This window comes from Carnobacterium divergens (assembly GCF_900258435.1).
In the GTDB taxonomy this organism is placed as follows: Bacteria; Bacillota; Bacilli; order Lactobacillales; family Carnobacteriaceae; genus Carnobacterium; species Carnobacterium divergens_A.
Genome location: NZ_LT992558.1, coordinates 949,149 through 974,445, shown reverse-complemented (window position 1 = coordinate 974,445; position 25,297 = coordinate 949,149). Strand labels below are relative to the sequence as shown.

Here is a 25,297-nt window from a genome sequence, read left to right as displayed (position 1 = left end):
CAAAATTGTCTATCCTCCTTGAATATTTAAATATTTCACAACTTTATACCAAATAACTTTTGATAAACCAATAAAAAATAATAACCAAAAGAGTTGTAATAGTAACTTTTCCCAAATTTGATTTCCTTTATATCTTCCTAAAAATATCATTACAGGCGTATAATTTAATGAAGAAAAGGGTAAACTATTAGCTAATTCACCTAACCAATTAGGCAAGAAAGATAACGGTACTACAGCTCCTGATAACAAATTTACAAGACAATTTTTCATTAAGTTAGTGCCCCACAAATTATTAAATATGAAAGCTAAAAAACTATAACAAATGTTAAAGTAAAAATTAATAAGATAACCAATAATTACGGTAATGATATAAATAAAAAATTTCATTGGATTAAAACTAATTGATCCCATCATAAAAAATTCGTATATTTTCACTCCTCCAAGGATTGGCAAAGCTATTAAACATGATTCAATCAGCTTGCTACCTAACTCAGTAAATAAATAAAGTAAACTAAAATTTAATGGTTTTAAGAGTTTTAATGAGATAGAACCATCTCGAATTTCATCAGAAATTTCTCGACTCTTATTACTAGATGTTATAGTAGTCGTAAAAAAAGAAAGAAAGATATAAATAGTCATATCTTGAAAGCTAAATCCATTTATAGACTGACTACTAGAAGAGATAAATACTGCCTTCCAAAGAAAATACATAATAAATGCACTTAAAATGTTACCAATAACCAAAAAAATAAAATTGGTTTTGTAAAAAAGTCCTTCTTGTATTCCTGCTCGAATAAATGGCTTATATTTTTTTATCCTATTAAACATTAATTGTTGCTCCTTCATAGATAAGACGAATGATTTCTTCTATATCAGTATCTTTGATTGTAATATTTTGTACTTTTACACATTCAAGAGTGTATTGAATTACATCATGTATTGAAAATTCTTCAGAATCAAAAGCCACTGTAACAAAATTGTCTTTTTGTAAAACTTTAAATTGTTTTTTTGTCGTTTTAAATTTATTAGCGTAATTCAGCTTATTTATACTTTCATTCTCAACAACTTCAAAGTTTAATTCATAGGTTCTTCCAAAAGATGCTTTCAGAGCTTCTATAGATCCATCGAATATTTTAATCCCTTTATCAATAATTAATACTCGTTTACAAAGGACTTCAATATCAGTTAGATCATGAGTAGTTAGAATAATTGTGGTTTTGTACTTTACGTTTATTTCTTTAATTGCTTGACGGATTTTTTTTTTCACAGTCGCATCAAGACCAATTGTAGGTTCATCTAAAAATAATACTTTTGGATTATGAAGCAATGCTGCAGCTATATCGGCTCTCATTCTTTGACCTAATGATAGAGTTCTAACAGGGCTTTTTATAAAACCTTCTAACCCTAATACGTCATTTAGATATTGCATTCTTTCTTTAAAATCTGCATCTGAAACTTCATAGATTTCTTTTAAAACACTATACGATTCTTCTAATGGCAAATCCCACCATAATTGTGTGCGCTGCCCAAAGACAACACCAATTTCTTTAACATAATTTTGTCGATCTTTTTGAGGAATATAACCATTGATATTACAATATCCATCAGTTGGAGTTAGAATTCCAGTCAATATTTTAATTAATGTCGATTTCCCTGCACCATTTGGACCCATTAGTCCAATAATTTCTCCTTCTTTCATGTTAAAACTAACCTTATTTACAGCTTGAACAATTTCCTTCTTAGGATTGAATAAAGATTTTATACTTCCTTTTACACCTGGTTCTTTAATAACTTTAACAAAATTTTTTTTTATATTTTTAACAACAATCATATTTTTGCACGCTCACAATCATTTAGTACTTCGAAACAAATTTTTAACGGTTGTGCTTTTGTGTATGTTTTACACGAAAGACCGTATTCAATCATTTCATCCTCTAACACTTCTTTATGCAAAAGGATATATTCTTCATTTATTCTGTAATAAAAATTACATTCACCATCTTCAAACCGTATTCTTAAATCTGCTTTTTTAACCTCACCAATGTACTGCTTTATTGAATTGATTTTTTTTGTTTTATCAATATTTATTCTTCGACAAGAATCTATTCCAAAAAAGAAAAGATCACTTGTTGTTCTAATATATATGCCTGCTACAAAATCTGTGTTATAGCTATTTTCTTTGATACATATTCGTATGTTAAAATCTGTATTGTTCCTTTTATCTATAAATACTTTAGGGCATTCATCGTCAATCCACGTATTATAGAGTTTATTCTCTTGAAACGTAAAACAATATTTATTTTCTTTTTTGAAAATAATTTTATCTTCGTTATTTTCAAAATTAAAACCACCTTCTTTAGTAACATCTTGTGTTCCTTTACTTGCAGATAAATTATTTAAAAATTTACTAGTAGCTTTTTTGATTATTCTTTCTAGATACTCTTCTTTTATTCTTATTTGACTAAGCAAATCTTCGTCTATTAAAGATACTCTTTGAAGCTTATTTTTGTAAAATATATTAATATACATTTGCCATAATTCTATAAGTTTATTTTCTTCATTAATCATATTTATTGAAGTTTCTTCATCAATTAAATAGTATTCAAGACATAGTTTCCGGAGTCTTTCATATAAAAACTTTTTTCGTTTAGGCATATTAAATATCGAATAGATTTCATTTTGAATATTTTTGATTTGCTTCATCAAAATAACTTCTTGATATACCAACTTTTTTTCATATCTAGATAATATTAATTCAAAACAATTTTGAACAATTTTTTCTTTTTTTTCAATCGACTTAGAAAAATCCACTGACAAGATAAATGAAGGCCCAGTTGTTTGAAACGCTTCAAAATAACCTATAAATATTTTGGTTAAGTAGTCCTGATCAATTACAAATTCTTTTTCCTGAGGATCATTACTTTTCAACTGTGTGCTGTCCATCAAATAAAATAATTGTTTTTTTTCATCAAATCCTGTAATAAGAAATAAATGTGGCCAATCAATTTCCTTATACTGATCTGCGTAGTACAGTTCTTTTAAATTTCCAGGAACTAATACTAAACAATCTTTAACCAAGCAATCTTTAATACAAGTTTTAAGTTCATTGAAGACCACGTTCTTTTTGATATCTAGATGAAATAATTGTTCACATAAAAATATTTCTCGTTCAAATATACTAAACTCTTTACCAGCAATCCCATAACTTCTGACAAAATCGTTCATCATAAATAATAAATCAGAGAAACTGTATCCCTTCATATTGACACACAAACCAAATGAGCGTTCAAAACAATTCACTAAATCTAAAGAATAATTATCTACAGTCGGTAAAACTTTTATTTTTTTGTTTTTCATACTAATTACCTTCTCTTCATCCTTATTTGCGTAGTATTTTCCCAGAGGCAGTTTTAGGAATATTTTCCACGATGTTAATTTGTGAAGGAATTAGATACTGAGGAAGCATCTTGGCCAACTTTTTATAAATTTGTTTTTTTTCTATATTTAAATTAGTTGGTACAATATCTAAAACAATCTCTTGACTAACATCATTTTTAATACTATATACTAAGCATTCTTCAACTTCTTCTAATTCCATCACTTTATTTTCAATTTGAGGAGGGTAAATGTTCATTCCTGATTTATTTATCATATTATCTACACGTCCCAGAATAAACAGCAATCCTTCGCTATTTTTATATCCGATATCTTTTGTATTTAGCCATCCTTCATTTAAGACTGTCCTAGTTAATTGATTATTTCTGTAATAACCTTTCATAATACTAAGAGAACTAACGAAAACTAGACCAGACTGATTATTTTCAAGTTCCATCCCTGTTTCAGGAGAAATAATCTTAATTTTGGTGTTTTTAAGTGGAATACCTACAGATGTATGATATTTATTAAATAGTTCTGGAGGTAAGTAAGAAACTCGTGGAGCTGCTTCTGTTAACCCATAAACAGAATAGATATTGGCTTCAAAAAATTCTTTCTGTATTTTTTTTGCAGCAAACTCATTTAAGCATTCTCCACTTATGATTAACGTTGCAATTATATGTTTACTTTTTCCTCTTAACATATATAAGGATAATTGACTTAACATTGTTGGAGTGCCTCCGAGAACAGTGATTTTTTTCTGATCTAAAAGTTGAACTAAATGAAATGGATTATATTGAGTTTCAGAAAAATAGATATCTAATCCTCTAAAAATACTAACTAAAAATTCTCCCGTTAATACAGAAATATGATATATAGGTCGAGATATTAATATTTTATCTTTCATGTTAATATCCATATAATCTACAATACCTTCAATATTTCTTTTTAAACCTTCTATCTCTATCATGACACCTTTTGGAATACCAAAGGTTCCAGAGGTATGCATAATTACAGCTATTTCATTTAACTCACTATCAGAATATAGACTTATTAAATCTCCAACAAATTTTGCCTCATTAATTTGGTAAATAAAATCAAAATTAATATTAAAATCCGAGTCCGTTATCAATAGCGCTGGTGTTACATTTTTAATAACTTCCCTACACATTTCATATCCATAATTTGTTGTTAATGGAACAGGAACGACCCCTGCATACCAACATGATAAAATTGCAACACTACTATATAAATTATTTTTACAAAGTATGATACAGGTATCACCTTTGCTTAAAACGCTTTTTAATTTCCCCCCATGATAACAGCAAATTGTCTGAAGTTCCTTATATGTGAATGAAAAATCTGCACACTCTACTATTGAGTTTTCATTTTCTTCTAAATATTTTTCTATAAATTCCCACATTATTTTTTTTCCTTTTTATCCATGTACTTATTTATTAGCTCTACAATTGTTTCAACACTATTTAAATTTTGTGGATTTAATTCTGAATCTTTAATTTTTATAGAAAACTTATCTTCCAGTGCAACAATCAGCTCAACTAATCTTAAAGAATCAATACCAATATCCTTCCAAGAATCACCTAATTCAATTTCTTTAGTATCTACAGAAGAAATTGTAGCGATTACATCTTTAATTTGTTCAAATCTACTCATTTTTATCATCCTTTCAATATTTTTATTCTACGTAATTTCTTCCAAGTCTTCTAATCGATTATTCAATAAAAAGCGCTTACTAAAATCTTTAGTTCTATATTCAAAGATTTTTTTTTCTCTTGGATATATGACGCGGTTCATAAAATCTAAAGAATCTGGTTTTAACTGTTGCTTAAAGTATCCAAATCCTGAAAGATTATTTAATCTAGGATACACAATCGTACTATTTTCAAAAACGTAATAACATTCCTTTTCTAACTCCAATTCTTTAATTCTTGCTTCTAATCGATTAAAATAATCAGTGTTGCTGTAATTGTTTAGGAATACATTAATGTCACTGAATTTATACAAACACAAATCTTTACGACGTTTTACCCAATCATATGTTGTTGCCTCCTTGTATAAATGACAACATAAGTGAATAAGAAAATCTTCTAAATTTAATGTATTTAGATAATAATCTTCGATTGAAATACTAATTTTTTGACTAAGCAAGTCTTTAACAACTTCTTTTTTTAACTCTGGTTTAAAATCTACAGATGTATTCAGATCTATCTCTAAAGGTTGGTCTTCATGAATTTTCACCAATGGTACAGTTTGTCCATAGTTCATTCTTTGTCTAATAATCCGTTCTCTCGAAGCTGGGACAATTTTTTTTCTCTCCCTATCATACTTTCCTTGAATAAATCCATGTTTTAATAACTTATCTTGAATACACACAACGTCTTCTGCAGCTACCAATATATCAATATCGTTTGAATTTCTTTCTCCTAAATCGTATAAGCTGGTTGTCATATATGCTCCTTTTAAAAATGCATAATTACACTGAACATCTTTTAGAAGTTTTGTAACATACCGCAAGTTCCTTTTAAAAATCCGTGCTTGTCTTTTATTAGATGCAGATAGAATTTCTAGATTTTTGAATGCTTCAAACTCTACCTCACTGAGATCTATATTTTTAAAAGCTATATTAGTAATTCTATTCATGATAATCATTCCCAAGAGCTGCTCCGTGTTGTCCTTAGAAGTGATTTTTATTTTTTCGGTCAAATATACATCCGATAGTTCAAATATTTTTTTCATATTCTCCTCCTTGTATTGTATATAGCTCAATTAGTTATCATTTCATTTCTAATGAATTAAATATTTTCCGTACATATTGACTTAATGATTGCTCATGTAAGCATTCAGTAGCAATCTCAATTAGTTTTGGATGAGCATTTTGCACTGCAACTGAATAACTTGTTTCTTTAAATAAAAGATAATCATTTTTTCCGTTTCCAAATGCCATTGAATGCAGGAAAAATTCTTCTTCAAAGTCTTTTTTCAATAGATAACGTGCACCATCAAGTTTTGTTTGGTTACTAGTATAGGAATATCCTCTGGAGTAGTTCATTTTCTTTAATCCATAGCTTTCAAATTTCCGATTATCTGCATCTTGTTCCGAAATAAACATATAAAAGCCTAAAAGTTCTTCTTTATTTATATTTCCCGCTATTTTATCAAATTCAGTACATATTTCAGATTTACCAGAATACATAAATAACATTTTGTACTCCATTAATGCATATTTATTTGAGTAAAGAATTTTCTGTGGTGAAGTGATAACCCAGCGACAAACAGACTCATACTCTTTCAAAATCAGTTTAATTTTTGATAAATCAATTATTTCCATAATGCTAAATGTATCAGTTTTTGTATCATATATACAATTTCCATCGTTGGTAATAACCTTATGATAAAAATAATCACTTAACAAATATTCTTCCCAAATTTTTTTCATTGATAAAAATTCTCTACCAGTGCAAATAATTGGAAGTATTCCAACTTTTTTTAAACGACTTACATTAGTTAATAATTCAATTGGTATTTGATATTCTTCATTCATTAACGTTCCATCTACATCAAAAAATGCATATTTTACTGCCTCTATACCTTTGACTTTCAATAGAAATCACCTTTCTAATTACGCCATTTACGTTTACAAATGTCGATATTCTACATCGCTAGAGAACCACGTTTCATATTTCCCAGTTAGATCTATTATTTTGGAATTGGAGTGTGTAATCTTCGACCAGTGATGTCTTAAAGTATCAAAAGAGCCATGTGAATTGCCAATCAATACAATATCAAAAGACTTATTCGATATGTTGCTTACACGGCATTTTTCAATTTTTTCTGAACATATTCCATGAGGTACTTCAAAATCTATTATTGATAATTCCATTTTTTTGTTTTCCAGCAATAAATTACATAAATCTAGCATCTTACTATTTCTAATATCTCCAATATTTTCTTTATAGGCAATTCCAAATACTCCAATGCTACAATTTTGGTAATTATTTTTTTTTGAATAGTCGTTAATTAATTCTAGAATAAACGTTATTTCTGATTCATTTATTTTTCTTGATAACTCAATTAACTTTATATTCATTTTTTCTTTTTTTGAGTAGTCAATAAAATAATACGGATCAACTCCTATACAATGCCCCCCAACAAGACCTGGCTTGACTTCCATAAAATTCCATTTTGTTGCTGCCGCAGCTAATACCTCTCTAAAATCAATATCTGTATCATAAAAATTCTTTGACAACTCATTCATTAAGGCTATGTTGACATCTCTTTGAATGTTCTCGACTATTTTTGAAGTTTCTGCAACTTTAATTGATGATACTTCAACTATTTTGCTGTTTAAAATTTCACGATAAAGTTGAGAAATTAATCTCAACGTTTTTTTATCTGATGCTGAAACAATTTTATTTATCTCTTTTAGTGTTGCATCGTCTGTTCCAGGACTAATTCGTTCTGGAGAATAACCTAAAGAAAAATCTTTTTCAAATGCTAATTTTGATGTTGTTTCTAATAATTCCTTACACACTCTTTCAGTTGTCCCAGGAGCAACTGTGGATTCATAGATGATAACACTCCCTTTTTTCATATTACGTCCAATAGCTTTTGTCGCTTCTTTTATACAAAATAAATTAGGAGATTTATCTTCATTAATAGGTGTAGGAAATGTAATTATATAAACTGTAGCTTTAGCTAAATCTTTTTCGCGAGTCGTGAAAAAGGTATTTTCCATTTTTAAATCTGAAATTTTTTGGCTATCATTATCATAAGCAATTACGTTAAATTTTTTAGATAACGCTTCAACCAATGGGTATCCTACATAACCAATACCAATTACTGCAATACTTAATTCCCTTCGAATTAAACGCTGATAGGTGCTCTCCTTATCTGAAATTTTTGCTTTCAAACTATCCACTCTTTTCTGAAGTCATAAGTTAAAATTCATTATTTTCTATGCGCATCTTTAACTCCCATAATGCGGTTTTATCTAAATCATAATGCAAAAGTTCTACTGCTTGATCATAAGTCACCCATTTATACTCTAAATGTTCTTCAGAAAGATGAATCCCACTGTCTTCCATAAAGTATGAAAAAGTATAAATTGGTATAACATACAAACCTTCCTTCCAACTTTCTTTAAATATTTTAAAAATGTTGCTAGGAACCGTCCCTTGACTATCTAAACGTTTAAGAAAGTTAGCATTGATTTTATCCAAACCAGTTTCTTCCTCCAGTTCTCTTGCTGCTCCTAACTCAATTGCCTCATCATCTTCTCCACCACCTGCAACAAATTGCCAAATTTTCATATCTTCTCTTTTTAAAATACAAAATAGTGGTTCATCTTTAAAAAGAAATGGGATAACTAGCGTATTATATTTTGCTCTCATCTTTTTTTCTCCTTTACTGGTTGCTTTATTTATGCAGTCTTGTAAACTAATAAAATTATCTGCAATAAATCGGGCACAATTCGATCGTTCTTTAAAAAAAATTTTATTTTCGATCATTGAAACATCTGTTACTAAAATACTTAAATAGAACTGAAGTGAAATTTTCCATTCTTGAATTTTCAATTTGTTAATGGAGTGATAGGCAGTAAGATAAGTAAATAATTGCTTAATAGTTTTTTCTTTATTTTGTGAAAAATCTAGCGATTGAAAAAAAAATCTTAATACTTCATATGACCGTGGAAAATAGGAACAATTATCAAAATCGATAAATTGCACTCCCGCGCCTGTAATCATAATATTAGATAAATTTAAATCTCCATGAATTAGATATCTATCTAGTAACAAATTATCGATATTATTGATCATATTAAAAAATTCGTTATAAACTTCAAGCATTACTTGAGCATCTTTATTTTGATGATTTTTTTTAAGTTTTTGCTCAGAATAATTACAACTGAATTTATTCATTGGACGAAGTTTTTTTGTATCAACAACAAGGGACTGCATCATAAAGTGTAATCTAGCAATATTTTCCCCGTAAAATAAACTCTTGTTGTCAATTGTTAATTCTACTTCTTCTACATATTCCTGAATCATATACACCTCATTAGTATAATAAACTTTAGGTGCTAAACCTGCTTCATAACACTGATTTTGAATGTACATAATTAATTCAGGATTTTTTAAGTGATCTACTGAATTAACAATGTATCTTTTATTACTAACTCTTACTTCTCCAACAAATATTTTTGTTCTAGATGGAATTTTTTTCATATTGTTCCCAAATATTCATCTACTTTGTTCTTATAGCTTTCATTATTTAAGTAACTATTCAACATATTATTAGCTCTATTTTTAAATGGATCACAGGTACGTGGACATTTGCTAATATCAAAATCTTTATTTGCTTGTTCCCAAATAATATTGAATGGTTTTTCAGTTACATTTCCAAATTTAATTCCCCGTATAGCAGGATGATAGTTACATGCATATACATATCCATCTGAACTAACATTTGCATACAGTTTATTTATCAAACACTTTGAGAAATATCTTTCACGATCTTCAGAATTAAAGATTCGATGAAGTTCCACTAGCTTAAAGCATTCATCTTCTAAATTCTTTCTTATCAAATCGTATTGTTCTTCTACCTGATCAAATAATTTACTATCAATTAACAGTTTACGAGAAATATCTGTTTTAATTCTTAAATTAGAAACGCCAATAAATTTTAAATTTTCCGCTAACGAGTATAATTCAGTATAATTATATTGATTTAAAACAAAACCGACATTTACCTCTATACTTCTATTATTTGCTATTTTGTAATCATTAAGTCTTTCAATATTTTTCATTAATTGCTCAAAATAATTTGACGATTTGCCATTATTTTTCATTTTATTGTACGTATCGCTATTACCAGCATCAACACTAATCAATATATAGTCCATTTTGCTTATTGTATCAATATTATTCTTATTTATTAAAAGTCCGTTAGTAAACATGCCTGTTTGTATGTTGTTTGAATGAAGTTCATCTAATACAGGAATCAACTGTCTTTGAGCCATCATTGGATCACCAGTAATACCAGAAAAACTAACTCTTTCTACTCCAAATATCTTTTTTTGGTTATCTATTTCTACTTCTTTTTTGTAGGAAATAATTGAATGTGCCAAATTCATTAAATTGTCATCAGCTGTTAGAACATTATTAATTGGTTCATTTTTATCTTCAGTTATATTTTGCCCAATACACCATGAACATTTTAAATTACACTTAGCTGTTGGATGAATAAGTATTTCAAAAGGAGGAATAACAATACCATTTTCCACACATTTTATTCGATCACCTTCATATTTAAGTAATTTTAGTTCATTAAATTCCATTGGGATATCTTTTCTAATTGTTACATATTCTTCCTTCATTATTTTCCACCTCTTCTATACTTTTTAAAATTGATTCATTAATATAATTTTCTTGTTCATTCGTTAATATTGGATGAATAATCGGACAAATAATTCGATTACTAATTGTTTCAGACTTTGTTAGTCTTTGCTGAGTATTCTTTCTCACCCAACTACTACTTTCATACGTAACTTTATTGGCAACTACACATCCTATTCCGTATTTTTTTAATAATAGTGCTATCAAATTATCACGTTGTTCTGAAGCCCAAGTTACAGGGGCAAGTAATGTATACAAATAGAAACTGTTGTAATCGATTTCATTATTTACTGGATAAACCCAACCTCTCAAATGCTTTTTCAAAAAGTCTGTTCTGTTTAATGATATCTGACGTCTTTTGTTAACTAAATCATTTAATTTATCTAGTTGTACAAGACCAACGGCTGCTTGAAAACTAGTTAACTTAAAATTTTCTCCTTCGCCTTCAAAGTAACCAAAAGATCTAATTTTTTTGCACTTTTCATAAATACTAGAATCGTTTGTGACAATCATTCCTCCTTCACCTAAAGTTGATATCATTTTTTTTCGTTGAAAACTAAAAAACGAAGCGTCACTATATACTCCACAATGTATATAATTACATTTAGAGCCTAAGGAACGACAACAATCTGTTATAAAAATAGTATTTGGAGAAATACGCTTAATTTCTTGGTTAATATACTTTTCATCATGACTTAATCCATTCATATTTGTTAAAACAACTGCTTCCGGTTTATACTCTTCAACTTTATGGAATAAATCCAATAAATCTGTATTAATATTTTCATCCGATTCACACAATATTAATCGATACCCTTTATTTAATATTCCAATGTGTGTCCCTGAAAAGTTTATAGCATTAGATATAACAGTCCCTTTCCTGTCACCAAAAAAAGCTTGTAGTATTGTATTTAAAGCGCTCATACCGCTGTTAACGGATACTGCATATTTTGTTCCAACAAATCCAGAAAATTTATCCTCAAATTTTTTTATAGTCTTGTATGGTTTGTAATTCAATTCTGTAGAATATTTTTCTAACTCCTTTAAAATAGACGATAGTTCTTCAACACCATAAATACTACCTACTTCTGGCTCACCATTTATCAATACTTTTTCATCCATAATTAAGCTCCGATTTAATATATTCTATCAATTTTTGAATATCATTTTTTCCATATGATATCTCTGTAACTTGTATTTCTGAGGATACGTATCTGTCTATTTCATTATTTTTTATAACGTTTTTTCCAAAATAGTGATGGTCATCATCTCCAAACGGACAATCTGTCAATCTATCAAGATGTTGTTCTTTAAAGAATAGATATTTATCTTCTTCATCTAATTTATTTACACAAAATTTATTATCTTCACTATATGCTGGCTTAAAAATAGTTCTGAATTTATCAATGTAATTACTTGACCCACAACCGAAAGCATCTTCAATCTGTTGGGTTGTAAGATGCCCAATTTTGTCGCCATCTTTTTCTAAATTTAATGAATTAAATCTACCATTTTTATTAAACATATCATAAGTTGGTCTCCTGATACCCATAGAAATTGGCGATGAATATGCGTCATAAATATTCCCGTTTTTTTTGATTGCTAATTTATCATTTGATACATACAGTTTGTTAATAAGCGAATCAGAATCCAGTAATGCTAGAGTTAGAGTTGTTTTTCCTGAAAATTTGTTCCCACTAATAATAATTGGCAAATTCTCTGAAATTATTGCTGCGGCATGAAAAAATAAATATCCATCTCTTCTCATAAAAAATTCATTCATATACCTTATCATTCTAAGCATATTTTTTTTATACATATACGAATCTATTTTGTAATTTAATTCCTTGGTTATTGAGTTCCCAAGAAATGTGAACAAAATCACATGCCTTTCCTCACTGATATACCTAACGGATACATCAACTGTATTACGTTTTTTAGATCTTTTTTCTTTCGTTACTTCAATATATTTCTTTAAAAAAAGATAACATTCTTCCGTTAATGCTCGTATACAAAAATCAGTATGCGACATTATTATTACCATTCCATCAAATCCTTTCTATTTACAAAACAACCGATTGCGTTGAATAATACTTTATGTTAATAATACTATTATTGTTTTATATTTACAATACATAATTATTATAAAAAATAAAAAATGCATCAAAATAGGGAACTGTTACAAATAGAACTCAGGCTGTAAATCCCTTTAAATCAGACAGGAAAACTATTTTTTATAAATTTATTAAATTAACATATTTGTATATCACATTATTACCAATAATCCTCAATCCCCTCTCTATGAACAAAATAAAGCAATCGATTGCATAAAAATCATATTATTGCTAATTTAAATTTTCAAAACATCTATTATAATATGAAAAATACCACAAAAAAGTTGATTGATAGAATCACTGATGCAAAAATTGTGTTTTTGATAGAACAAATAGTTTCACACAATATATACTAACTTTCCATTTTGTTTATTCTTCCTTTTTTACTTTTAACGTTAATTAACTGTATTTTATCTGTTTAAAAATCAACTTAATTTTCAATCATAGACAGCTCGCACTATATAAATTTGTATTTTACTCTCTCGCGGTTAAAAATTTTCTTATTGGTAATCGAATCGTATAAACTATTCACCCTCATTTGATTCAGTTTCTTTTTGGAATTACTATTTCTCCACTGGTAACTAACAACTAGAAGAAAAAAATTAATCATTAAATATTTCTAATATTTTTATTCTTAATTTATAAGTTTAGAATAACTTTGCTTTATTCGATTATGAAAGAAATTGATTAGCTAATATCGTATATTTCTATATAAGCAGCCTACACTTATCTAGTTCATCAATAATTGACAAAATAAAAAACTATTTACGTTGTGTTTAATTCAACGTAAATAATTTTTTAAATTACCAAATAGTTTTGTTTTCTTCCCAATTATTTTTGAGTATGCATTAACTAAAGTTTATTTGCTTTAAAATAGATTGAATTTCCAATTATAGATGCTTCTAAATTAAAAAAATAAGATTATACTTCTTTGGGAATTTCAATATACTCTTTGTTTAATGTATCTCTGTATATACCAGGTATAGAGTCCCAAGAAACAAAGGATATTCTTCGAACATAAGCTCCTTTGTGCTGCACAAGAGCATAATTTTTTCCTTTTGGAGACTGACCAGCCTTAAAGGTTAATCTCATACCATCTCCAAATGGATCATCTGCAACCCAGATATTTTCATATGGATCAGGAAATTGTCTTGATTTACCATCGTCATGGTACTCTTTTCCATTATTATAAGTTACGGTTGGTGGTAATGTAGCATAGCCAATTTTCATTTCAATAAATGGGTTATATCGATCGACCCACTCATTTTTACCCTGATATAAGTTTAAGAAAATGGATCCTCCAACAATTAAAACTATCCCAATAATTAGAATAATTTTGTAAGTCTTTTTTAGTTTTAAATCTTTGTCAATTTTTTTATCATTTTTGAATCTCCCCTCATGAATTCATCCAAAGAAATATTAAATAGTTCACTAAGATTGATTAACATCGAAACATCTGGATAGGTTCTTCCTGTTTCCCAACTAGATATCGTTTTATCCGATACATTTAATTTTTCTGCCAAATCTTTTTGTGTCCATCCATTCATATTTCTACATGATTTTAACTGTGTGCTTAACTCCATTTCAAATCTCCTTTCTACTTTCAGTTTATATTACAAATCAGTTTTAGCTACCTGAATTTTGTAGAATCCATTAAGAAAGCATTCTACGATTTGTAGAATGCTAATATAGCGGTGTTCATATACTTGCAAACTGATGTATGTTTCTATTCATTAGACTAATAATAGAGCACTAGTTAGTTTTAACTATGATAATTTTACAACTCTCCTAGTCTTTCCAATTACCTTCAATAACTTTAGCAATTTGCTCATTAATCGATTTTTCAAAAAATTCTTCCAACAAGTCAAAAGAAAGACTATTTAAATTCATAGACTGAATTAGATACGTCTTAGCTTGCTCTTCGGGTGTAATAGTTTTAAATTCAACTCTATCAATTTCGCCTTCAATATATTGCTCTTCTCCAAATTGCTTTTCTTCACCAGAATAACGTAAATCAATAACCTTATCCAAAACAATACTTTTAAACTCTTTCAGTTCTTCAACTTTTCTTTCTTTGTCAGTGCTTTTTTGATCATTGTTTACAGAATACAAAAATAATTCATTTGGTGAGATACTAAAAAATTCAACTAACTTTCCAATAATATCACTTGTAGGAAAAGTCCCCTCTTTTTCATAACTAATAATACTATGCTTTGAAACGCCAAGTTCAACCGCAAGATCCGTTTGTGTCATGCCTTTCTCTTTTCGTAATTTTTTTATATTCTCTGCTAAATTTCTATTTAAATTTTCCATGTCAACACCTCCAAATAGAGTATAACAAACTTTCTAGATAAAAGTAAATATTTTTCTACTTTATTGTTGAAAAGTTAAATAAAACATACTAATATACATTTAGGTAGTTTTTTTACCTACTTTTTTCAAAAAGGAAGTGAATTACATGCTAACCACGATTTCAAAAAATGAATTAATGACTGTCGGATACTCCGAATACACTGCAAGCTGCATTATTAGAAAAGCAAAAATCCATTTAGTGAATCATGGATTTCAATTTTATGAGAATAAACGTTTAGGAAGAGTGCCTAAACAGGCCATCCACGAAATCATTGGATTTGATCCATTTGAAAAAAATTACCCGAAGTAAAAGCAATTCCAACATTCTGGTGAAGCATACGTGGCGTGCAACGCGAAAGCCGCAGTATGCTTCACCAGACAAGTTGGCAGCTTGCTGACAACTACCTATTAGGAGGCATAACTATGGAAGATTACGCATTAAAGCCCCCGTATAGTAATACGGGGGCAGAAAGGACAAAGAAAGAACGGCTACAAGCAACAGTAGACTGGATTAGTGTCACTTTTACATGTGACAAATTTCATGAAGTTTTTACCCAGATTCTAAAAATGCCCGAAGGTCAGTTCATTTTTTATGATAAAGGATTAAATGGCTATACGGAATGTTATCAACGAGCCGAATTCATGAAAGTCTTTATCAACCAAAAACGACCTGAAATGGGAGTATTGCTCATGATGTCAGGAACTGATTGTCGCTATTTTGAGTCAATTTTAAAAGCTCAAAAAAGAAATTGGAATCATTTTTTTAAAGACTGCATTCAATTAAACGGACACTTTACAAGAATTGACATTGCCCTTGATGATTACACTCCCTACTTCCGTTTAGAAGCACTTTGGAAAAAGGTCAAAAAACAAGAAGTCGTTGCTAAATTTCGTAAGTCTAGAATTATGGAAGAAGTTTCACTTGCTAGTGCAGAAAGTTTTGGTAAAACAATCTATTTTGGTTCTAATTACTCTCGTCAAATGTTTCGCTTCTATGAAAAAGGATTACAGCAACTAAAAAAGATCAAAGCTGACATGGATCTTAAATATCTTGAAGAACTTTATCAAGCAAAAGAGATTACTGAACGAAATGATCCAGCTATTGATTTAAATCAAAATCCTTACTATGAAGACATTAACTTTGACTATTATCAAAACTGGAATCGCTATGAAATTGTCTGTAAACAAGAAAATGCTCAAGAAGTCGCTTATCATTTTGCGACTGGTCTATTAGCTGATTCCTTACTTCTAAGCATCATGAATGACTATATGAGAGTAACAAATAGAGGAACGGACACAAAGCGTTCACGATGGAAAACATGGCGTCCTTGGGCATAATTGATGAAAGATATTAAAGGAATAAACATTTCAATGAAACCAAAAGCACAAACTATTTTAAATAGTGAACTATGGTTAAGGCACTCTGTTTCTCAAACGCTCTTCGTCTATTTAAAAACCCTTGAAGATGCGAATATCTCAATTAACGAACTTTTCCAGGTATTTATGGAACAAACAGAATTAAATCCCCACAATGAAAAAAGACTAGAGACTCTGTTACAAGATAACCCCTACAAAAATCAATTCAAATTGATAGATGAATCGGTTATACTAAAAAAAGAGGCCTAGCTCAGAAAAATGAATTTCTAAAACTATGGCGCTCTCCCTCAGAAATAGAGTATACCATATTTTTAGAAATTCCAAAAATTGGAGGAAAAAAATATGGCAAGTTTTAAAAAGTATAAAAACAACAGTGGAGAGTTTTGGCTTTTCAAAATGACTACTGGAATAGACCCAGAAACTGGAAAATACAAACATACTACAAGGAGAGGATTTAAAACTAAAAAAGAAGCACAAATTGTAGCTTCACAAATGCTCAGAGATATTGGAAAAGGAAAAAAAGTGACTGTTCCAAGGAAAATTTTTGGAGAGGTTTTAAATGAATGGTTAGAATCTTATGAAGTATCTGGTGTTAAAACTAGTACAATTATTAATCGAAAAACTACTGGCATCCCGCATTTATTACGTTTTTTTAATAAACTGCAAATATCAGCAATAACAAGAAAAGTTTATCAAAACATGCTAAATGACCTTGCTGATGAAGGATATGCTAAAGGAACAATTGATACTGTAAATATCGTCGGTAGAATGGTATTTAAATACGCAATTGAACAAGAATATATTAGAGAATCACCAGTAACCTATGCGAAACTTCCATTAAGAAGAAAAACTGTTCAAGAACTGAAAGAACTAACCTTTGATGAACAATTTTTAGAAAAATGCGAATTAATTCGGCTCCTTGAAGTAATCAAAAAAGAAAAAAATTTAATCGATTATGCTATTTTTTTAACACTATCATATACTGGAATGCGTATAGGAGAACTTCTAGCATTACAATGGGATGATATAAATTTTAAAGAAAATTCAATTAGGATATGTAAAACTCTTTTCCGTGAAAAAAATACAGTTAGTTTATTCGAGTTAACACCGCCAAAAACATTTAAATCAAACCGATTAATTGCTGTTGATACTGAAGTAATAGCAATATTGAGTCAGCTTTTCTTGAAACAAGAAGATGTCAAAAAACAATTTCCTGGGTATTTGAATGAAAATTTTGTGTTTGCGAAACTCGAGGGAGAATATGCAGGTTATCCTGAATTAAGACGTCGTATTGGATACCGCCTTAATGAGTATTTGAGAAAAGCAAAAATTACAAAACCCATTACTCTTCATAAATTTAGACATACACATGTTAGTCTGCTTGCTCAATCAGGTGTCAGTTTGCCAGCAATTCAAGAAAGACTTGGACACGAAAGTTCAGAAACAACTACAGGAGTTTATTTACATGTCACAAAGGAATTAAATCAAGAAATCGTTACACAGTTTTCTAAACTATTAAAGTCATGATTTTGGTCAAAATTTGGTCAATAAAAAAAGAACACCTTCAAAACGTTGGTAAAGCAACATTTCAAAGGTATTCACTCATATGGAGACGAGGGGAGTCGAACCCCTGTCCAAGCATATCGGCACTTAGACGTCTACGTTCATAGTCATGCTATTAAGGTTTCGCTGAACACTAGCCGCCTGACAGGCATCATGTGTCGCTAGTCTGATCATCTCTTCAAAACCTTACAGACGGAAAAGTTTTGCGTATCCCACTTATTATAGGACCCTTACCCGAGCACATGGGCGATGCCGGGAGGATCTACGTCAACTGTTTTTAGGCAGCTAGAGCGTAAGAGTTATTATTGTTTTTAGCAGTTATATTTAACTGTAACGTTTTTACGTAGTCGTAACCTACGAAACGCAATCCAAGCTCGACCTACACCTGTCGAATCCGTAACGCCCCCTAGTAAAATTGAAAATTTCTTTCAATGAACATCGGGTTAAAGCGACGCGGGAGAATAACTTATAAACGAAGTCTTCTTTTGAACTCTCTTTTTTTATTTTAACATGAAAATGGAGAAAACAAAAGGGCTGTGCTTGAATTTCACAGACCCTCTCCGCTTTTAGATTAAATCATATTTCTTAAGCCCTGTAATAATGCCACCCTCAACGTTACTCGTCGTAACAAATTCCGCGATATTTTTTAAATCAGATATTGCATTGCCCATCGCAATCGGATGCTTTACAGCGCCAAACATTTCCATATCATTGCGTCCGTCTCCAAAGGCAAATGTTGGAATATGCTGAAAGTTTAATCGCTCAATCAACGCTTCAATCCCTTTTGCTTTTGACCCACCTTTTACAATCGTATCCATACTAAAGGGCGAATTGCGAATAAAGAACAGTTCTGGAAATTCACGGTGGTAATACTCATCACCCGCTTCAGCTAGCACAAGGGCCATATGAATATCTTCTCGATGATAAATCGATTCGTCAATTTGTGGGATTGGACTGTGAATCATATTGTACGCTTTTTCTAGTAATTCGTTGTGTCTCGTACAACGAATTAAACGATTTGAATAAAACGACAAGCCTTCATTTCGTTCATTGGTTGCTTCCTTTAAACGATCTAAGACTGCTGTTTCTAAAACAGACGCATAGACCTCTTCTCCATCAAAAGTCACGTGTTGACCATTCATAGATACGATTGAATTAATTCCAGTCATTTCCATAATTTCATCAACTTCAATATTCGTACGCCCCGTTGCTATAATAGGCATACTGCCATTTTCACGTAATTGATGAATCGCGCTTGCTACTTCTGGATTTACTTGTGACTGTTGGTTTAAAAGTGTTCCATCTAAATCAAAAAATACTAATGCATTTGGTTCCAAATTAAAAGCTCCCTTGTAATCAATTTTCTTATCTAAAGTGGCTGGTATCGTTAAAGCTTTCCAAATGAAATTGGCCATTTTGATAATTCACCACAGAAATGCTAGCATTATCTAAAGAAGTCGGAACATCTAATTCTGGAACAATTCCATTCAACATATTGCGAATCGTATTGCCGTGAGAAACCACAAGTACGTGATCTCCAGTATCACGATGCTTATCAATTAGTTTAAGCAAGCCTTTTTCTACACGTAACCAAAAAGTTAAGAAATCCTCAGCATCGTGTCTTGGATCTGCTTTTTTCGTTCCATCCATGCGATCTGCGAGTGTTGCTTTTTCACGCATTTCATGGGCAGTTTTGTACCCTAATTCGTGCGCAATGGTTTCCCATGATTCCGCAATATCTAATCCTTCAAAACTACCGTAAAAAGCTTCTCTAAATTCAGCCATTTCTGTAATTGGTAATTTTCTTGAATGATAATTCTCTTCTAAAAAAATTTCAGTTGTTTCTTTCGTTCGACTTAAATCGCTACAGTAAGCAGCAGCAAATTTCACTTCTGACAACCCTCTGGCACTTTGTCTAACTTCAAATATACCATCTCTAGTTAACGGCGTATCTGACCACCCTTGCATTCTCATATATTCATTAAAAAACGTTCTCCCATGACGAACAAAATAAAATGTACATCCTTTAGCCAAAAAAATCTCCTCCAATAAGTGGTTTCTTCATTTATAGTTAGTTGCGTTTATGTTTTTTTACTGAAAAGTAATGTAAGACTACAGAAAGTAAGATAAAAAAGATTAAGACAAATGTGACATAATTTCCCCAAAAACCTGTGATTGGAAGCCAGTTTTCTAGCAAGGATTGAATTCCCATTGTAATCAATGTACTGAATGCCAACATAAAAAATAATTGAATGTAACGTTTCACAGTAAAGTCCCTCTTTTCAATGCTTATTTGGATTTTTTTTCCGAGTTTTACACACTCTGCATGTTTCCAATCTGGCAGTTCTTTCATAGCGAAAGTATTTGTTGTAACGGCTTCACCAACAAGTTCCATTCCAGCCGTCGTGCATACTCGATCCATCACAATAAAGGTAGAATCGGTTACTCCTGTTACACAGTTTTCTAGTGTTTTGGTGTAGCAGTTGGTTAATAAAATGTACTTCTTTTTTGCATACAAATCTGGCAACATTTCGCCGTCTTTTTTCCCAAAACGCACCATCCGACTTCTCATACAATCTAAAAACTGCTTCATTAAACCGGATACATCTTTCCAATAAGTTGGAGTTGCAAAAATCAAGCATTCACTTGCTAGCATCTTGTGGTGCAATTGATCCAGAATTTGATTGTGCTCTTTACTAGGATTCATTTCTAGTGGATAATCCGCTAAGCAAATCATTTCAACGTCACAACCATCTGATGTTGCTCCTGCTAGGACTGCTTGTAACATTTGAGCCGTGATGCCGAACTTATTTGATGTTCCTAAAATTCCTAAGACTTTTGTCATCTAATGAACACATCCTTACTCTCCTATTGTAACAAACTCGTTCTTTTTTACTAGCTTTAATTGCTAAAAAACAAAAAAAGGGATGCTAAATCATTGATTTAACATCACCTTTCAACTTTTTTAATTCTTTTTAATGATATAAATCAAAGCGACCTTTTTCAAACATCACTTTCATGCCACCAGTTGTCATTAATGATTTATTTTCAATGACTTTTTTCATCATTGATGCTGGGTAACCCTTCAAGTTATGCCCCATTACTTCACCAATCGCTTCGTTGTTCCCAATTGAACAAACAGAGCCTTGTGATTTAAATGTAAAGGGTACAATTGGTTGATTTTTTATTTTTGCAGCTAAATTTTTCGCTACATTGTCAGCTTGTTTCAACGCAATTTGTGCGGTTGTTGGGAATGGACGGTCACAAGTTTTATCCATTACGGCAGAGCAATCACCAATAATAAAGATAGTTGGGTAACCTGGGGCCGTTAAATCTTCTGCTACCATTACACGGCCACGACGTTCTTCAAAGCCTGATTTTCCAACAAGGCTGCTGCCTTTAACGCCGGTTGTCCAAACGATTGTTTTAGCTTTTACTTCTTTTAATTCATCATTTTCTTGGTAAACAACTGCTTCTGGAGTTACTTCTTTAATTGGTGTGCCCACTAAGAATTTAACGCCACGGTCTCTTAATTTTTGAATGCCATACGTTGATAATTTTTCAACAAACATTGGCAATAAGGTTGGCATTGCTTCAATACACGTAATTGAAATTTTATCCGCTGGTAAATTGTATTCTTTAACTAATTTTGGCATTTGTTGCGTTAACTCTCCAAGATATTCGATACTTGTAAAACCAGCACCACATACAACGATACTTAAGAGTGTTTCGTCTTTTGTTTCATTGTATTTTGCAAATTGAGCATGCATATGCTCTCTTACTTTTACAGCAGTTGGGATATCAACCATCGGTAAAGCAAATTCGTCTACTCCGGTAATACCAAATGATTCAGATTCAAAACCTAAGGCAAAGACTAGATAGTCAAATTCGATTGTGCCATTTTTTGCTAGCTCAACCGTTTTTTCATCTTTGTTGACCATGACAACAGTATCTTGAATAAAGTTTGTTTGTTTTTGATCAACAACACTCATAATTGGAAAGCTGATTTTTTCTGGTGGGTTTGCTCCACTTGCAACTTCATGTAAATAAGTCGCTTCATAATGGTACTCATTTTTATTTACAATTGTGATTTCCGCATCAAGGTGTTCCTTTTGAACTTGCTTTAACGTTCTTAAACCAGCATAGCCTGCACCTAAAATAACGATTTTTGTTTTAGCCATTTTTATCACTCTTTCTACATCATTTATGTATGACGTTTCATATTTGTTTATCCATTGAATAGCTTACAACTTTCTAGTCCTTTCGTCAACAACCCTGTTTGTGAAAAACAAAACATAAACCTTTATAAAACTGGATATTTTTTTCACAAACAGACGTTTCTTAATTCAGTCAAAAGGATGCATTGCAAGGCTTCTTATCTAAATTTTATCTATAAAAAAAGAACCACTCAAGTTTGAATGATTCTTCTCAATCTTTTTTAATTCGATTCAAAATTTAATGTCACACCAGGTTCATCAAAAGCAATTTCGGTTACTTCATAAGTTAGACGTTCAATATACTCAATTAAAGGTTTTGAAAGTTCGCGCATTGTATCTACTTCCAATTCATTTGGTTGTCCAAAAAATTCTTCAATTTGAGCAATTTGGCTGATTAGTCCTTCAATTTTAAAACGATCTAATTCTAGTGCAAATGGTACTTCTATACGGAAAATTTTGCCGTTTTCTAAAATATTTTTATCGGCTTCATCTGATGGTACGACTTCATTAATTTTCACTTCAACGTTCGTAGTTAACGATGGCTCGCCTTCAACTAGTTCAAAATTGTATTTATCTACTGAAACCTGTCCTCTTAAAATGTTCATGTTAGTTATAGCCCCTTTTTTAATAATCAAATTTCTACTTACATTATCGCAATCTTTTATACAAGATTCAATGTTTTTTAATTTTTAATTTTATAATGAGAAAGGGAATTTAAAAATCTACCCATATTCCTATTAAAAATGTAACAACTTGTAAGGTGGTAATTAAGGCTAGGTTTTGAACGGCACAGACAAAGGTTTTACGTTTATCTTGTAGGTGTAAAAATTTGGTGACATTTTTATTAACAAACGGAATGGCAAGTAATGTCACTAACATCATTTTTGGATAAATTCCGACATAAACTGAAATAATTAATGATACGAAAGCTAGAATATACAGCCATTTAAAAAGCTTCAACGCATTGGCTTTTCCTAGATAATAGGGCAATGTGAAGCGTTTGTTCGTCACATCTTCTTCTAAATCACAAATATTATTGGCTAACATCAAATTGGCAATTGCAAACATATTCGGAATCGATGCAAATAGAATAATAAAGAATGTCTGACTATCGAACGTCATCACATTATACGCATTTACATAGATACTGATTAAATAAATCATAAAGCCCATTGTAAAACCTGAAAAAACTTCTCCTAAAGGCATGCTTGAAATTGGCTTTGGACCAGAGGAATAAAAAATACCGATAAAATAACAATATAATCCCATATAAAGTAACGGCCAACCCGTTTGTTTCACTAGATAAAGGCCTAACCCTGCTGAAATGACAACCATAATGACAATCAACATTCCTACTAATTGAATTGGAATGTTTTCACGTCCAATGATATTCACCTCTTCACGGTAATTGTGCTCCTTTGATGCTTTCTTATAATCCATATAATTGTCAATCGCATCCACCGCCATATTAAATAAAAACATCGCAATAAAAAAGAGCAGCAGATTCAATAAATGAAGCTCTTGATAATGATACCACGCATAAATGATGCCCATAAAATAGGGCAAAATACTTGCAGTCTTTGCTTGTATTTCAACTAATTCTAAAAAAGTTTTAACTTTCATATAACCCATCCTTCATCTAAACCAATCCTAATTGATTTTACCTAAATTAAATTCTTCTATTACCTAAATATGCGATGAACCCCGATTAATGTCAAGTAATTTTTCTTTTTTCCTTTTTCTCTCCAAAAAAACTTATTTTTTAATTCACAATCGTTGACACAGGCGGTAGAATGCGATAGATTTATGAATGATACTATCCATTTAAAAACCGATAAAATAGAAGTGGCCATCCGTGCTACTTGAAAGGAAACCAACTATGCCAATTCATCCTATGTGGGAAAATTTTCCAGCAATCAAAGACGATTTAGCTGAAAGCTACGCAGTGATGGAAAAAAAAGTTCGAATTCGTAATAAAGAAGTTGAAACTACCATTCATGACCTCCTACATTCTGGTGGGAAATTATTACGCCCTGCTTACTTTATTCTTTTTTCACGTTTTGGTAGCGCCACAAAGAAAAAACATAAAAAATTAATTTATACTGCCGCTTCACTTGAAATACTACACATGGCAACGCTGATACATGACGACATTATTGACGACTCTCCTACAAGAAGAGGAACACCGACTGTGCAAGCAAAATACGGAAAAGATATTGCTGTGTATACAGGAGATTTTCTTTTTACGGTTTATTTTGACTTAATCGCCGATGCGACAGATTCTTTTAGCACCATAAAATTAAATGCCTTTACAATGAAACGCATCTTAATTGGAGAGTTAGATCAAATGCATCTGCGCTACAACACAGATGTGACTCTTCGCCAATACTTACGACGCGTTACGGGCAAAACAGCTCAACTTTTTTCACTAAGTTGCTTTGAGGGTGCTCAGATGGGGAAGGCTGATTTAAAAGTAATTACTAGCAGCCATCATATCGGACATAATATTGGAATTGCCTTTCAAATTCTAGATGATATTTTAGACTATACTGAAAACAGTGAAGTTTTAAAAAAACCTGTCTTAGAAGATGTGAAGCAAGGCGTTTACTCTCTACCTTTGATTTTAGCAATGCGTGGCCATCAAAAGGAATTTGCTCCTTATTTAAAAAATGGGGCTGCTATGAGTCAAGAAGATGTCACGATGGTTCTTTCCTTAATTGACAAATACCAAGGCGTTGAAGAAGCTAAACACTTAGCCGAACGCTATACAAACAAAGCCTTGAAAGGCATCAATAGTTTGCCTGAACAACCGGAAAAACATCTTTTATTGGCTTTAACAAAACAGTTACTTAATCGAAATTATTAATTTCAACATAAAAAGAGG

At 30.8% G+C, this 25,297-nt stretch carries 25 protein-coding genes, 1 other RNA gene and 1 pseudogene; 5 read left to right on the top strand and 22 right to left on the bottom strand.

The window, feature by feature from the left end:
• Window positions 1-9 precede the first annotated feature (9 nt).
• The 15 genes and pseudogenes from CDIMF43_RS05015 to CDIMF43_RS04950 form a co-directional block, all read right to left on the bottom strand.
• A complete protein-coding gene (locus CDIMF43_RS05015; protein WP_162532917.1) occupies window positions 10-828 on the bottom strand; it encodes an ABC transporter permease in 819 nt (272 codons plus the stop codon).
• On the bottom strand, window positions 821-1,831 hold the full coding sequence (locus tag CDIMF43_RS05010; RefSeq protein WP_109841359.1) for an ABC transporter ATP-binding protein: 1,011 nt from the start codon (window positions 1,829-1,831) through the stop codon (window positions 821-823). Before CDIMF43_RS05010 ends, CDIMF43_RS05015 begins: the two co-directional genes overlap by 8 nt.
• Window positions 1,828-3,357 (bottom strand): hypothetical protein, encoded by a 1,530-nt coding sequence (locus CDIMF43_RS05005; protein WP_109841358.1) that lies wholly within the window; start codon window positions 3,355-3,357, stop codon window positions 1,828-1,830. Before CDIMF43_RS05005 ends, CDIMF43_RS05010 begins: the two co-directional genes overlap by 4 nt.
• A 22-nt stretch (window positions 3,358-3,379) precedes the next feature.
• Complete coding sequence (locus CDIMF43_RS05000; protein WP_109841357.1) at window positions 3,380-4,798, bottom strand: class I adenylate-forming enzyme family protein; 1,419 nt, start codon at window positions 4,796-4,798, stop codon at window positions 3,380-3,382.
• Window positions 4,798-5,049 (bottom strand): acyl carrier protein, encoded by a 252-nt coding sequence (locus CDIMF43_RS04995; RefSeq protein ID WP_162532916.1) that lies wholly within the window; start codon window positions 5,047-5,049, stop codon window positions 4,798-4,800. The genes CDIMF43_RS05000 and CDIMF43_RS04995 overlap by 1 nt, the downstream gene beginning before the upstream one ends.
• 27 nt (window positions 5,050-5,076) lie before the next feature.
• Window positions 5,077-6,132: a nucleotidyltransferase family protein gene (locus tag CDIMF43_RS04990; protein WP_109841355.1), complete on the bottom strand. Its 1,056-nt coding sequence runs from the start codon at window positions 6,130-6,132 to the stop codon at window positions 5,077-5,079.
• A 37-nt stretch (window positions 6,133-6,169) separates the two neighbouring features.
• Window positions 6,170-6,997: an HAD-IIB family hydrolase gene (locus CDIMF43_RS04985; RefSeq protein WP_109841354.1), complete on the bottom strand. Its 828-nt coding sequence runs from the start codon at window positions 6,995-6,997 to the stop codon at window positions 6,170-6,172.
• A 33-nt stretch (window positions 6,998-7,030) separates the two neighbouring features.
• Window positions 7,031-8,305, bottom strand: coding sequence for a nucleotide sugar dehydrogenase (locus CDIMF43_RS04980; RefSeq protein ID WP_162532915.1), 1,275 nt, complete (start codon window positions 8,303-8,305; stop codon window positions 7,031-7,033).
• A 28-nt stretch (window positions 8,306-8,333) separates the two neighbouring features.
• Window positions 8,334-9,620: an NUDIX domain-containing protein gene (locus CDIMF43_RS04975; protein WP_109841352.1), complete on the bottom strand. Its 1,287-nt coding sequence runs from the start codon at window positions 9,618-9,620 to the stop codon at window positions 8,334-8,336.
• Window positions 9,617-10,771 carry a radical SAM/SPASM domain-containing protein gene (locus tag CDIMF43_RS04970; protein WP_109841351.1) on the bottom strand — a complete coding sequence of 385 codons (1,155 nt, stop codon included), beginning with the start codon at window positions 10,769-10,771 and terminating at the stop codon, window positions 9,617-9,619. The genes CDIMF43_RS04975 and CDIMF43_RS04970 overlap by 4 nt, the downstream gene beginning before the upstream one ends.
• A complete protein-coding gene (locus tag CDIMF43_RS04965) occupies window positions 10,746-11,912 on the bottom strand; it encodes a DegT/DnrJ/EryC1/StrS family aminotransferase (protein WP_109841350.1) in 1,167 nt (388 codons plus the stop codon). Before CDIMF43_RS04965 ends, CDIMF43_RS04970 begins: the two co-directional genes overlap by 26 nt.
• On the bottom strand, window positions 11,905-12,834 hold the full coding sequence (locus CDIMF43_RS04960) for a 6-phosphogluconolactonase (protein WP_109841349.1): 930 nt from the start codon (window positions 12,832-12,834) through the stop codon (window positions 11,905-11,907). Before CDIMF43_RS04960 ends, CDIMF43_RS04965 begins: the two co-directional genes overlap by 8 nt.
• A 991-nt stretch (window positions 12,835-13,825) precedes the next feature.
• A complete protein-coding gene (locus CDIMF43_RS13805; RefSeq protein WP_227001203.1) occupies window positions 13,826-14,134 on the bottom strand; it encodes a hypothetical protein in 309 nt (102 codons plus the stop codon).
• A 202-nt stretch (window positions 14,135-14,336) separates the two neighbouring features.
• A pseudogene (locus tag CDIMF43_RS13800) lies at window positions 14,337-14,487 on the bottom strand (helix-turn-helix transcriptional regulator); the annotation flags it as partial.
• Between the two features lie 205 nt (window positions 14,488-14,692).
• Window positions 14,693-15,217, bottom strand: coding sequence for a helix-turn-helix domain-containing protein (locus CDIMF43_RS04950; RefSeq protein WP_109841348.1), 525 nt, complete (start codon window positions 15,215-15,217; stop codon window positions 14,693-14,695).
• 145 nt (window positions 15,218-15,362) lie between these two features.
• On the opposite strand from CDIMF43_RS04950, the gene CDIMF43_RS04945 reads away from it, so the two are divergent.
• The 4 genes from CDIMF43_RS04945 (at window position 15,363) to CDIMF43_RS04930 (ending at window position 18,160) form a co-directional block, all read left to right on the top strand.
• Complete coding sequence (locus CDIMF43_RS04945) at window positions 15,363-15,566, top strand: DUF3173 family protein (protein WP_109841347.1); 204 nt, start codon at window positions 15,363-15,365, stop codon at window positions 15,564-15,566.
• Window positions 15,567-15,679: 113 nt separating this feature from the next.
• Window positions 15,680-16,594 (top strand): replication initiation factor domain-containing protein, encoded by a 915-nt coding sequence (locus tag CDIMF43_RS04940; RefSeq protein ID WP_162532914.1) that lies wholly within the window; start codon window positions 15,680-15,682, stop codon window positions 16,592-16,594.
• Window positions 16,595-16,597: 3 nt separating this feature from the next.
• A complete protein-coding gene (locus CDIMF43_RS04935; RefSeq protein WP_135017044.1) occupies window positions 16,598-16,882 on the top strand; it encodes a hypothetical protein in 285 nt (94 codons plus the stop codon).
• A 93-nt stretch (window positions 16,883-16,975) separates the two neighbouring features.
• The gene (locus tag CDIMF43_RS04930) at window positions 16,976-18,160 is read left to right on the top strand and encodes a site-specific integrase (protein ID WP_109841344.1); all 1,185 of its coding nucleotides are present in this window, start codon (window positions 16,976-16,978) and stop codon (window positions 18,158-18,160) included.
• A gap of 77 nt (window positions 18,161-18,237) precedes the next feature.
• On the opposite strand, the gene ssrA is transcribed toward CDIMF43_RS04930, so the two are convergent.
• From ssrA to CDIMF43_RS04895, 7 genes are all read right to left on the bottom strand, one after another.
• Window positions 18,238-18,603: a transfer-messenger RNA gene (ssrA, locus tag CDIMF43_RS04925) on the bottom strand.
• A 159-nt stretch (window positions 18,604-18,762) separates the two neighbouring features.
• Window positions 18,763-19,611, bottom strand: coding sequence for a Cof-type HAD-IIB family hydrolase (locus CDIMF43_RS04920; RefSeq protein WP_227001207.1), 849 nt, complete (start codon window positions 19,609-19,611; stop codon window positions 18,763-18,765).
• A complete protein-coding gene (locus CDIMF43_RS04915; protein ID WP_074401440.1) occupies window positions 19,562-20,230 on the bottom strand; it encodes a histidine phosphatase family protein in 669 nt (222 codons plus the stop codon). The genes CDIMF43_RS04920 and CDIMF43_RS04915 overlap by 50 nt, the downstream gene beginning before the upstream one ends.
• 37 nt (window positions 20,231-20,267) lie before the next feature.
• Window positions 20,268-21,041, bottom strand: a complete 774-nt coding sequence (locus CDIMF43_RS04910; RefSeq protein WP_109841343.1) for a flavodoxin family protein — start codon at window positions 21,039-21,041, stop codon at window positions 20,268-20,270.
• 130 nt (window positions 21,042-21,171) lie between these two features.
• Window positions 21,172-22,377, bottom strand: a complete 1,206-nt coding sequence (locus tag CDIMF43_RS04905; protein ID WP_109841342.1) for an NAD(P)/FAD-dependent oxidoreductase — start codon at window positions 22,375-22,377, stop codon at window positions 21,172-21,174.
• Between the two features lie 257 nt (window positions 22,378-22,634).
• Window positions 22,635-23,018: a DUF1149 family protein gene (locus CDIMF43_RS04900; RefSeq protein ID WP_074401437.1), complete on the bottom strand. Its 384-nt coding sequence runs from the start codon at window positions 23,016-23,018 to the stop codon at window positions 22,635-22,637.
• A 109-nt stretch (window positions 23,019-23,127) separates the two neighbouring features.
• Window positions 23,128-24,036 (bottom strand): prenyltransferase, encoded by a 909-nt coding sequence (locus CDIMF43_RS04895; protein WP_109841341.1) that lies wholly within the window; start codon window positions 24,034-24,036, stop codon window positions 23,128-23,130.
• Window positions 24,037-24,292: 256 nt separating this feature from the next.
• On the opposite strand from CDIMF43_RS04895, the gene CDIMF43_RS04890 reads away from it, so the two are divergent.
• The gene (locus tag CDIMF43_RS04890; protein ID WP_074401435.1) at window positions 24,293-25,279 is read left to right on the top strand and encodes a polyprenyl synthetase family protein; all 987 of its coding nucleotides are present in this window, start codon (window positions 24,293-24,295) and stop codon (window positions 25,277-25,279) included.
• The last annotated feature ends 18 nt before the right edge of the window (window positions 25,280-25,297 follow it).